The organism is Providencia xihuensis (genome assembly GCF_041953405.1).
Lineage (GTDB): Bacteria > Pseudomonadota > Gammaproteobacteria > Enterobacterales > Enterobacteriaceae > Providencia > Providencia vermicola.
The window spans coordinates 2,089,154-2,099,982 of record NZ_CP169565.1 but is presented as its reverse complement, the minus strand read 5'-3'; the positions used below and the strand labels follow the sequence as shown (position 1 = coordinate 2,099,982).

The window sequence follows — 10,829 nt, the reverse complement described above, 5'->3', positions numbered from 1 at the left end:
CCATGGCAGAAAATCACAATGCACATGTTTTGATTGTGGAAGATGAGCCCAAGTTAGGCCAACTTTTGTTTGATTACTTGCAAGCAGCAAATTACCTCCCTACCTTATTAAGCCGTGGTGATGAGGTCATTCCTTATGTGCAAAATAACCACACTGACCTGATTTTATTAGATTTAATGCTGCCTGGCTTAGATGGGTTATCGGTTTGCCGTGAATTACGCAAATTCAGTGATGTTCCCATTGTGATGGTGACGGCAAAAACGGAGGAAATCGACCGCTTATTAGGGCTAGAAATTGGGGCTGATGACTATATTTGTAAGCCGTTTAGCCCGCGGGAAGTGGTTGCTCGTGTTAAAACCATTTTACGCCGTTGCCAAGTTGCCAATGAGCCATCTCAATCCCATCATTCAACGCAATTGATTATTGACGAAAATGCGTTCCAAGTGCGCTATGGCACAAAATTACTTGAGCTCACCCCTGCTGAGTTTCGGTTGCTTAAATTTCTTTCCGATAATGCAGGCACCGTGTTCTCCCGTGATCAACTCCTCGACATTCTCTACGATGACCATCGTGTCGTCACAGACCGCACAATCGACAGCCACGTAAAAAATTTACGCCGAAAACTAGAATCATTAGATAACGAAAAAACCTTTATTCGTTCAATTTATGGACTAGGTTATCGTTGGGATGATGTTTAAAGGCTAAATAGACGTACTTTTATTAAGGGATATTTGGTTTTTGGCGCAATTAGCGTTAAAATCACCGCCCTTAATACGCCATTTCCACGGAAATGGTGCTGACTTGATATCAGATAGAGACAAACCATGTTTACACCAGAACTTTTATCCCCTGCTGGTTCATTAAAAAATATGCGCTATGCATTCGCTTATGGTGCCGATGCCGTTTATGCAGGGCAACCCCGTTATAGCCTACGCGTTCGTAACAATGAATTTAACCACGAAAACCTCGCTAAAGGCATTCAAGAAGCCCATGAGCTGGGCAAGAAATTTTATGTAGTGGTCAATATTGCACCACACAATGCCAAGTTAAAAACCTTTATTCGTGACTTAACACCTGTTATCGAAATGGGCCCTGATGCGCTAATTATGTCTGACCCAGGTCTGATTATGATGGTGCGTGAAGCCTTCCCTGACATGGACATTCACTTATCTGTTCAAGCAAATGCGGTTAACTGGGCATCGGTAAAATTCTGGAAACAAATGGGATTGACTCGTGTGATTTTGTCCCGTGAATTGTCTTTGGAAGAAATTGCAGAAATCCGCCAGCACGTGCCTGACATGGAATTGGAAGTGTTCGTCCATGGAGCACTCTGTATGGCGTATTCAGGCCGTTGCCTGCTATCAGGTTATATTAATAAACGTGACCCGAACCAAGGTACCTGCACTAATGCATGCCGTTGGGAATATAAAGTGGAAGAAGGTAAAGAAGATGATGTGGGCAATATTGTTCATGTTCATGAGCCCATTCCCGTGCAAAACATCGCCCCAACATTAGGGGCTGGCGCGCCAACGGATAAAGTGTTTATGATTGAGGAAGCCAAACGCCCGGGCGAATATATGACCGCGTTTGAAGATGAACACGGCACGTACATCATGAACTCTAAAGACCTTCGTGCGATTGAACATGTTGAAAACCTAACTAAAATGGGTGTTCATTCACTGAAAATCGAAGGCCGCACTAAATCTTTCTATTATTGTGCTCGTACTGCGCAGGTCTATCGCCGTGCGATTGATGACGCTGTCGCAGGTAAACCATTCGACCCAACGTTGCTATCCACCTTAGAAGGGTTAGCTCACCGTGGTTATACCGAAGGTTTTTTACGTCGTCATACTCATGATGCATACCAAACTTACGAATACGGCTATTCTGTGTCAGATACTCAGCAGTTTGTGGGTGAATTTACGGGTAAGCGTGTTAATGGCCTTGCGGAAGTGGATGTAAAAAATAAATTTAGCGTGGGCGATAGCTTAGAAATGATGACACCTGCAGGTAACATTGTGTTTATGCTCGATGCATTAACGAACCGTAAAGGTGAAGCCATTGATGTCGCACCAGGTAACGGCCATGTAGTATACCTGCCTATTCCTGAAGACGTTGATGTCAATTTTGGTTTGTTGATCCGTAACCTTGCAGGAACAACAACCCGCGACCCCCACCAAACTCAGTCAGAAAACCCCATTGCAAGCTAACGCTTAGCGATAATTTTCGATAAAAATACATGATGACCTAGCCAAGAATTCATAATTTAGTTATTTGAATTTTTGGCTTTTTTATCGGTAATCGATAAACCAATTTCACTTTAAGTGCCATTTCGTATTTGAGAATCATTCTCGTTATTGACATTTTCTTTGAACAGTGCACTTAATATCCAATTTTATGCAACAGATCACATCAATTGGTTATTCAATATCGTATAGTCACTATCGAAAACGAAGAACTAGAAAGTCATAAAATAAGACTAGGAACCACCTCCTTGGCTGGCTCAATCTCCCTTGAGCTAGCCATTTCTTTTATCTAAACCTTTTCTCTTCCTGACCCACTCTTCTGTAAAAAAGATAAAACATTTCCTTTCTTAAATGAAATCCCCTTATACTCATTTTAGATAATAAACCCTATGGATGAGTATTTATGATTAAATATCAGTCAGCTATGATTATTCTCAACGGCAAGCAATCAAATAACCCTGATCTGCGTAAAGCCATAGCCCATTTGCGCCAAGAAAATTATTTAATAACAGTGCGGATTCCATGGGAAATACAAGACACTCATGATTTTATTGCCGATGCCATAGCGAATAATATTGCCACTGTCATTGCTGCTGGCGGAGATGGCACAATCAATGCAGTTGCAAGTACACTCATGCAATTTCCTGCTGAAAAGCGCCCTACTTTAGGTATTCTCCCTATGGGCACCGCAAATGATTTTGCAACGAGTGCAAATATTCCCTTAGATATTGAATCTGCACTCTCCCTCGCAGTGAAAGGCAAAGCCGTTTCCATTGATATTGCTCAGGTTAATGAAAAATACTTTTTTATTAACATGGCAACGGGGGGTTTTGGCACACGGATCACCACAGAAACGCCAGAAGCACTTAAATCTGCACTTGGTGGTGCGGCTTATGTGATAAATGGCCTTTTACGCCCAGATACCCTAAAAACAGATATCTGCCGTATTGAATCAGACAATTTTACTTGGGAAGGTGAAACACTGGTTATCGCAATTGGCAATGGGAAACAGGCGGGTGGAGGCCAACAACTTACCCCTCATGCACTTATCAATGATGGCAAACTTGATTTACTGATAGTCCCTTCAAGAGACGTACTACCCGCTTTATTAAGCAATTTATTTTCAACGGATAAAAATGAGCATTTAATTGAAAAGAGCTTAACCTGGGTAAAAATTTCTTCCCCTCACACGATGGTATTAAACCTAGATGGAGAACCGTTATCAGGGGATTCCTTTACCTTTCATGTTCAAACAAATGCCATACAATGCAGACTACCACCACAATGCCACTTGTTAGCCTAAACGGTCTAATATCAGGAAACCTGACTCGAGTTTCCTGATATTCGTTTTGTTACCACCATGCATGGAAATGATGAACAGGCCCGATCCCTTGCCCCACTTCCAAGCTATCAGCTTGTTCTAGCGCAGCTTGCAGATAGGCTTTTGCCTCACTCACCGTCGACTGCCAATCAAGATGACGTGGGCGCAATGCCGCTAATGCCGCAGACAACGTACAGCCCGTACCGTGTGTATTTTTTGTGTTAATACGTACAGAAGTAAAGCGCCACTCCCCTTGTGGGGTAATTAGCCAGTCAGGGCTTTGCGCATCTGTCAGGTGCCCCCCCTTCATCAGAACAGCTTGGCAGCCCTTTTCAAGGAGCTTATAGCCTTGTGCCAACATTTCACCTTCTGTTTGCGCCACTTTTTCATCTAATAATACCGCCGCTTCAGGTAAATTTGGGGTAATTAATGAGACTAATGGTAATAATTGCTGGCGCAGAGCATCAACCGCCTCTGGCAACAGTAAGGGATCACCACTTTTTGCAACCATCACGGTATCTAACACCACAAACGGAATAGGATATTGTTTCAATGCGTTCGAGACAACCTCCACATTGGCTTGATTAAATAACATGCCAATTTTAGCAGTATCGATGCGCACATCACTGAGAACGGAATCAAGCTGCGCAGCAACAAATTGTGCAGGTAAATCCTGAACAGATTGTACGCCACGCGTATTTTGCGCCACTAATGCTGTCATCACGCTGGTTCCATAAGCCCCAAGTGCCGAGAACGTTTTTAAATCCGCTTGGACACCTGCACCACCTGATGGGTCTGTTCCAGCAATGGTTAACGCATTAATACGCATGAGTGACTCCCCTTTCTAATTAGAAAATACGTCAATATCATCGATGTAAGATATGGTTTATAACAAACAATAAAACCGCGTTAATTGTCTCATAACATTTAACAAATGCCAGCGGTTACTGACTGAAATTTAATGAGTTAGTGAATTAAAACCGTATTTTTATATCAGAAGGGTCAGCTTGTCTTATAAATAAACATTCGGTAAATGAATATTTTCAACACCGCGCGCGCGCAACTGAGCCGCAAACGCCTCCACTTCAGTTTGCGTGGCAGCGAGCCAATTTGCCGCTTCATTTTTAACACCGTGCTGCTGAAATGCGTTAATTTTTATTCGTGTTGCTGATGGCAATGTGTTGATGAATTCCGCCAACACATCGATGTGTTCTTGATAGTCCGTTTGCTGCGGAATATACAATAAGCGCAGTTCGTATAATTTTCCTGCATTTGCTAATAATTGAATTGTTTCAAAAACGCGCTGATTATCTTTCCCTGTTAATCGTAATGCACATTCATCGCTCCAGGCCTTTAAATCCACCATCACTCCATCGGTGTAGTCTATCACCCGTGCCCACCCCGCTTTTGCAAGATGACCATTGGTATCAATAAAACAGGTTAAATGATTTAGTAATGGTGATGCTTTAATGGCTTTAAACAAATCAATAATAAAGGGAAGCTGGGTTGTCGCTTCCCCACCACTGATCGTAACGCCATTTAAAAACATCACATTTTTATTCAAGCTGCTGATGGCCTCGCTCACGCTCAATGGTATTGTCATTGGGCTTGAGTTTTTTGTACAGGTTTGCAGGCACGTATCACAAAGCTGGCAAGCCACATTGTCCCAAATGACTTTACCATCCACCATGGATAGACCACCATGGGGACAGGTAGCGACACAATCCCCACAGTCATCACACAACGCCATGGTGTATGGGTTATGGCAATTTAGGCAACGCAAATTGCAGCCTTGCAAGAAAATCACTTGCCGGTTCCCCGGCCCATCAACGCAAGAAAACGGAATAATTTTATTCAGCGTAGCGCATCGATTGCTCATGGCTAATCACTCGTTGTTGCCGTGCGGTAATTTTGCAATTTTTTGTCGCTTCTTCCCCTAACCACGTGGTATTACTTCTCGACCCTTCCGCCTTGAATTTTTCAATATCGGATAAACGCACCATGTACCCCGTGACACGCACTAAATCGTTGCTGGCCACATTTGCGGTAAATTCACGCATCCCACAGCTAAATGCCCCTTTACACAGTTGCAAAAGCGCTTGCGGGTTTTGCTTAATGGTTTCATCGATGGTTAAGATGTCGCTGATCCCAGATAGGTAGTGTTTATGATGCGGCGCGACGGCTTGAATGTGTGAAACGGGGTCTGGTTCTTCCCCATAAGGCAACCGCGCTCCTGGCGTGGTGCCAATATCTGAACTGATCCCAGATTGAGCATGCAGCATCGCCCGCTGTTTATAACCATATTTAACGGGGGTCGACTCAACATAATCAGCAAGTTGTTCACTGATTTGATAAGATAACGGCAACGCGGGTGAATTTGGCTCATATTGGCCTTTTCGCCCATCTTTTTCCATTAACAGATTGACGGCTTCTGCTAAACCAAAAATACCAAACATCGGCGCAAAACGCCGTGGCTCAATCAATCCTTCGTGCACAAGGAAGCTAGTTTGGAAGAAGTTAGACTCTTCAAATAAAAACGCACTGCGCGTTTCGATGAGCTCCATTTGTAAATCGCAATATTTTTTCAGTTGATTTTGTAAGAAATCATCGGAGTTTTGGCTGCGTAAAGCCACTTCACGCAGGTTGATTCGCACCAATGTGCTCCCCCCACCCGCAACAGGCAAAGAGTTATAGCAACTGACAATACCATAACCTTGCTCATCGAATGCTGCACTATGCACAAGGTCATTGGCAATATGCGGCTTACTGCATTCACAAATGTTCTCAATGGCTTGTAAAAAAAGCGATTCAGGGGTTCTTTGCGGGTGATAAACAAACGTTAAATTTGGCGCAACCTGCTTTAATTCCGCATCAATACGCAGAATAAGACGACAAATAATGTTGTCATCAGGCCCAATATTCGCGTGCATAAATGCATCAGGTAACGTGCGATCCAACATTACCCAAAAGCGTTTTAATTTCGGATAAAGTTGCTCTTCCGTCAACTCCCCCACATAAGGCATTAAAATTTTATCAAGGTACCCAAGAAAAACGGGGAATCCAGTGACAGAAGGCACATGGTTATAAATAATCATCAAATGATTAAGTGCATCGTCAAAGTCTTCTGCTGGGGCTAACTCTAAGTAGCTGGAGCCCTGTTTAAGAAACTTCACATAATCAGGTAAAACATAACGAGGCTTATAAGGCGCATTCCCTTCATACATGTCGCAAATAACACGCTCATTTAACGCTTCAGTTAAGGGCTTGCTCATTGAAAGATAGGGGATATTGCTTTCCGCCTCAATGGCTAAAAAGTTAGCTTTTTGTCTGGGTGATAATAACTTATCCGTGGCGATGGCCAAACATTTGGCTTGGTAATCGGTTAAAGGTTCTTGGCGCTTCATCATAGGAGTTCCTTATATGTCTAGGTGCAGTAGCACACCTTGGGCAGTCAATATGCCGCCTATAGACGCATTTCATCCCATTGAGCGCTTTCTTGGTTTGACGCCCGTCATACTTTTTTGAATTGTTTGCACGTTTTTTCTCATAAATGTCTACGGCGTCAACATTATTAATAACAACACCGTAAAAGCCTAAAATATTTTGAAATTACAATCTATTAGTAACAAGCAATATGTGTAGTAATCGTCATTTCTTATCGAGCCATGATGTAATTGAAGTCTAGAAACTGACCTCCCCCTCAAAATATCGCTCAAGCCCTCCGTGAACACTTTTTAGGAAAGCTATACACTGAAATAATGTGAATTTAGGCTAATATATACCCCATGAATAATTTTACTTGTATAACCTTGTTAGGATAGCCTCACTTAATTATTTTTTCTTAACAATTGAATAAATACTGTCATCTTTTGTGTATCTTAATTAAAATAATTCAGCTAATAATTATTATAAAAATGCTAATCTAACAATCATTAGCGAGCTAATTATCATTTATATCAGCGATAAAGAACTGGATCTTCAATGAGAGTTTATAAAAAAAGACAATGGGTCATCGGTGCCTCAATATTAATGGGTGCTTCCGTCTGCATGTCAACACCTGCATTGGCACAAAACCAATCAACCAATCTTTGGGATACTTTCAAAGGGAATGTCAGTTCCACTTGGGATTCCGATAAGTATGAACTGTATGTTCCTGCGGTCACATGGCACAACCGTGCCATGTATGACAAGAAGAAAACAGATGAATACAACGAACGTCCTTGGGGAATTGGTTTTGGTAAATACCGTTATGATGAAGATAATGACTGGCACGCTATTTATGCAATGGCCTTTAAAGATTCACATAACGACTGGGAACCAATTGGTGGCTATGCTTATCAAAAAATGTGGATCCCTGGCGATCTTGATGGTTTTCGAATGGGAGCAGGTTTCACGCTAAGTGTCACAGCACGCAAGGACATGTATTACATTCCAATCCCTGCACCGCTTCCTTTAGTTTCGGTGGAATATGACAGGCTTTCACTTCAAGCAACGTATATTCCAGGAACCTACAATAACGGAAACGTGCTATTTGCCTGGTTGCGTTGGCAGTGGTAAAAACCCTGTGATACAAAAAAGGCCAGAGATTTTATCTACTGGCCTTTTTTTAACGTTTAATTCTAGCTTTGTTGGCGTTTCGCGACATCTTGCTTCTTCGCACCAGAGAATTGATAGCCAATCCACAGCACACCAATCCATACCGGGATCATCAGAACAGAAACGCGTAACCCGTCCATCGTTAAAATAATCCCTAGAATTAACAATAAGAAAGCTAAGCACAGGTAGTTACCAAATGGATACCAGATACTCTTAAACTTAGTTGCTACACCTTGTTTATTCATTGCCGCTCTGAATTTCAAGTTTGAGACGCAAATCATAATCCAATTCAATACCAACGTGGTGACAACTAAAGACATTAATAATTCGAATGCCTTTCCTTCCATCACAAAGCTAATCAGTATCCCACCTGATGTTGCAATACCTGAAACCAGCAATGCCATAATAGGAACCCCACCTTTATTCACTTTAGATAAGAATTTTGGGGCATTATTTTGTTGAGCCAAACCAAATAGCATGCGGCTTGTCGCGTAAGCACCACTGTTATACACAGAAAGCGCCGCAACCAAGATGACAAAGTTTAAGGTGTTCGCAACCAGCAAGTCACCTAATTCATGGAAAATTAAGACAAATGGACTCGTTTTCCCATCAAGGTCAACCCATGGGTAAAGCGCTAACAGCACTGCAAGTGAACCGATATAGAAAATCAGGATGCGGTAAACAACTTGGTTGATGGCTTTTGGAATGCTTTTTTCAGGGTCTTCCGCTTCTGCCGCCGTGATCCCCACCAGCTCTAAACCACCAAACGAAAACATGATAATGGCAAGTGCCATCAGGAGACCATGAAAATCTTTCGCAAAGAAGCCGCCATATTCCCACAAGTTACTCACTTTAGCTTGTGGCCCACCGTGACCGCTTAGCAGGAGATAACAACCAAAGATTATCATCGCAACAACAGCGACAACTTTGATTAATGCAAACCAGAATTCAGTTTCACCATAAGAACGAACATTAATCAAGTTTACCGCATTAACGGCGATAAAAAATATCACTGCTGATACCCAAATTGGTAGCTCAGGCCACCAATGTTGCATGTATTTCCCTGCCGCAGTTAACTCCGTCATGCCGACAAGGATAAACATAAACCAGTAGTTCCAGCCAGATAAAAAACCTGCAAAACCACCCCAGTATTTAAAAGCAAAATGGCTAAAAGAACCTGCAACGGGTTCTTGAACAATCATCTCGCCCAGTTGACGCATAATAAGAAAGGCGATAACGCCACACAATGCATAACCTAAAAGAACAGATGGCCCTGCCATTTGTATGGTTGTTGCAATCCCAAGGAATAAGCCTGTACCAACGGCGCCCCCCAATGCAATCAACTGGATATGCCTATTTTTCAATCCCCGCTTTAGCATTTGCTGCTCTTGCGCCATAACTTTACCCTTTTGTCCTATTACTTGCTTTTTATCGTCCAAAATTATAATAATCGGACAAGTTTATTTGAATTTTCTTATTAAAACCACATTCTTATGATGCTGTTTTTGCATTTAAAATACTTAAAGGTATTTTTGATTTATTGCCTACCTTTATTCATCCATTACGCAACGATACTGAATAATTATTATCGCGCTTCAATATCAAGTATTGTGCATTAAAAAGCAAATTCAAAATGGTAACAAGTCGGTTACACGACAAATTCCAACAATAAAGTTATCTCCACCTTGATCGCACACGTTATCCATAGCAAGTAAGTAAAGAAACAAGCAAACTAACAAAACACTCACGGTGATAACAATGATACGGCTGAACACTGGGCATTCCTTCAGAATAACAAAGATGATTTTTATCTTTCAAATGATTACAATGCTTATGCACTATCATTTTATGACTGTGCATTTTGGCTGCATTGCGGGTAAATTTTCGAATAGCGAATAGTACGCCAATTCATTACTTGAAATTTGAGGAAAATAAGCAATTGGCACATCTTTACAATAATTATGCTTATTTTAAGCGCTATCCTTTGTTAACTTATTCTGTTTGTGCTTTTTTTATTCAAAAATTGCTGAATATCGCACAACCAGCCTTTGTCATGGGGAAATGAAGTTGTGTATACTTCTACTACCGTAAAACAAGAAATTATTTGAGATGCCACAAGATAACCACTTAGCACTTGTCTATGCGTTGAGTAAATGGATAGAAGAACATTTGGGTCGAGTCATACATCTAGAAGAGCTCGCAGCCTACTCTGGCTACTCACTTTGGCATATGCAAAAAATATTCAAAGAAGTCACCGGAATTTCCTTAGGAAAATACATTCGCCAGCGCCGTTTAGCAGGGGCTGTTAATTTATTACGTAATAGTAGCCAATCTATCTTTGATATCGCTCTCGATTTTGGTTTTGGTTCCCAATCTCACTTTACCTATATGTTCCGTAAAGAGTATGGCATTACACCCTTTGATTTTAGGCAAAATGACCAAATTCAACTCGATGTAAAACAACCACTGCACTTAACCCGAGAGTATGAGTGAACATGTGTTAATCACATTAATTCTTTGAATTTACTAGTTAATGTTCTAACACATTGTCATTTCAACCAAGCATCCAGTTTAATACCTTGAACAGCCGCTGAAATTATGCACTGTTCAAGGACACTTTTGCGTATCCATAACTTAATTTATACCCACTTAGATAATTTACATTC

Annotated in this window: 10 protein-coding genes; 5 read left to right on the top strand and 5 right to left on the bottom strand. The window is 41.5% G+C overall.

Going from position 1 to position 10,829, the window contains the following annotated elements:
• Positions 1–2 precede the first annotated feature (2 nt).
• From baeR to yegS, 3 genes are all read left to right on the top strand, one after another.
• On the top strand, positions 3–698 hold the full coding sequence (gene baeR / locus ACE2AL_RS09345; protein WP_272539428.1) for a two-component system response regulator BaeR: 696 nt from the start codon (positions 3–5) through the stop codon (positions 696–698).
• Between the two features lie 126 nt (positions 699–824).
• The gene (yegQ, locus tag ACE2AL_RS09340) at positions 825–2,210 is read left to right on the top strand and encodes a tRNA 5-hydroxyuridine modification protein YegQ (RefSeq protein WP_206086495.1); all 1,386 of its coding nucleotides are present in this window, start codon (positions 825–827) and stop codon (positions 2,208–2,210) included.
• 439 nt (positions 2,211–2,649) lie between these two features.
• On the top strand, positions 2,650–3,549 hold the full coding sequence (gene yegS, locus ACE2AL_RS09335; RefSeq protein ID WP_206086493.1) for a lipid kinase YegS: 900 nt from the start codon (positions 2,650–2,652) through the stop codon (positions 3,547–3,549).
• A gap of 49 nt (positions 3,550–3,598) precedes the next feature.
• On the opposite strand, the gene thiD is transcribed toward yegS, so the two are convergent.
• The 3 genes from thiD to ACE2AL_RS09320 form a co-directional block, all read right to left on the bottom strand.
• On the bottom strand, positions 3,599–4,396 hold the full coding sequence (gene thiD, locus ACE2AL_RS09330; protein WP_272573203.1) for a bifunctional hydroxymethylpyrimidine kinase/phosphomethylpyrimidine kinase: 798 nt from the start codon (positions 4,394–4,396) through the stop codon (positions 3,599–3,601).
• A 183-nt stretch (positions 4,397–4,579) separates the two neighbouring features.
• Positions 4,580–5,446: a YjjW family glycine radical enzyme activase gene (locus ACE2AL_RS09325; RefSeq protein ID WP_206086488.1), complete on the bottom strand. Its 867-nt coding sequence runs from the start codon at positions 5,444–5,446 to the stop codon at positions 4,580–4,582.
• Positions 5,418–6,974 (bottom strand): YjjI family glycine radical enzyme, encoded by a 1,557-nt coding sequence (locus tag ACE2AL_RS09320; protein ID WP_375084265.1) that lies wholly within the window; start codon positions 6,972–6,974, stop codon positions 5,418–5,420. The genes ACE2AL_RS09325 and ACE2AL_RS09320 overlap by 29 nt, the downstream gene beginning before the upstream one ends.
• A gap of 574 nt (positions 6,975–7,548) precedes the next feature.
• Here ACE2AL_RS09320 and pagP point away from each other — a divergent pair.
• Positions 7,549–8,124 carry a lipid IV(A) palmitoyltransferase PagP gene (pagP, locus tag ACE2AL_RS09315; RefSeq protein ID WP_206086485.1) on the top strand — a complete coding sequence of 192 codons (576 nt, stop codon included), beginning with the start codon at positions 7,549–7,551 and terminating at the stop codon, positions 8,122–8,124.
• A 62-nt stretch (positions 8,125–8,186) separates the two neighbouring features.
• Here pagP and ACE2AL_RS09310 read toward each other — a convergent pair whose 3' ends face one another.
• Together ACE2AL_RS09310 and mgrB are read right to left on the bottom strand one after the other, a co-directional pair.
• Positions 8,187–9,560, bottom strand: coding sequence for an amino acid permease (locus ACE2AL_RS09310; protein ID WP_272539430.1), 1,374 nt, complete (start codon positions 9,558–9,560; stop codon positions 8,187–8,189).
• A gap of 231 nt (positions 9,561–9,791) precedes the next feature.
• The gene (mgrB, locus tag ACE2AL_RS09305; protein WP_371007564.1) at positions 9,792–9,923 is read right to left on the bottom strand and encodes a PhoP/PhoQ regulator MgrB; all 132 of its coding nucleotides are present in this window, start codon (positions 9,921–9,923) and stop codon (positions 9,792–9,794) included.
• A 349-nt stretch (positions 9,924–10,272) separates the two neighbouring features.
• Between mgrB and ACE2AL_RS09300 the strand changes: the two genes are divergently transcribed.
• The gene (locus ACE2AL_RS09300) at positions 10,273–10,656 is read left to right on the top strand and encodes a helix-turn-helix domain-containing protein (RefSeq protein ID WP_206086481.1); all 384 of its coding nucleotides are present in this window, start codon (positions 10,273–10,275) and stop codon (positions 10,654–10,656) included.
• Positions 10,657–10,829: the final 173 nt, after the last annotated feature.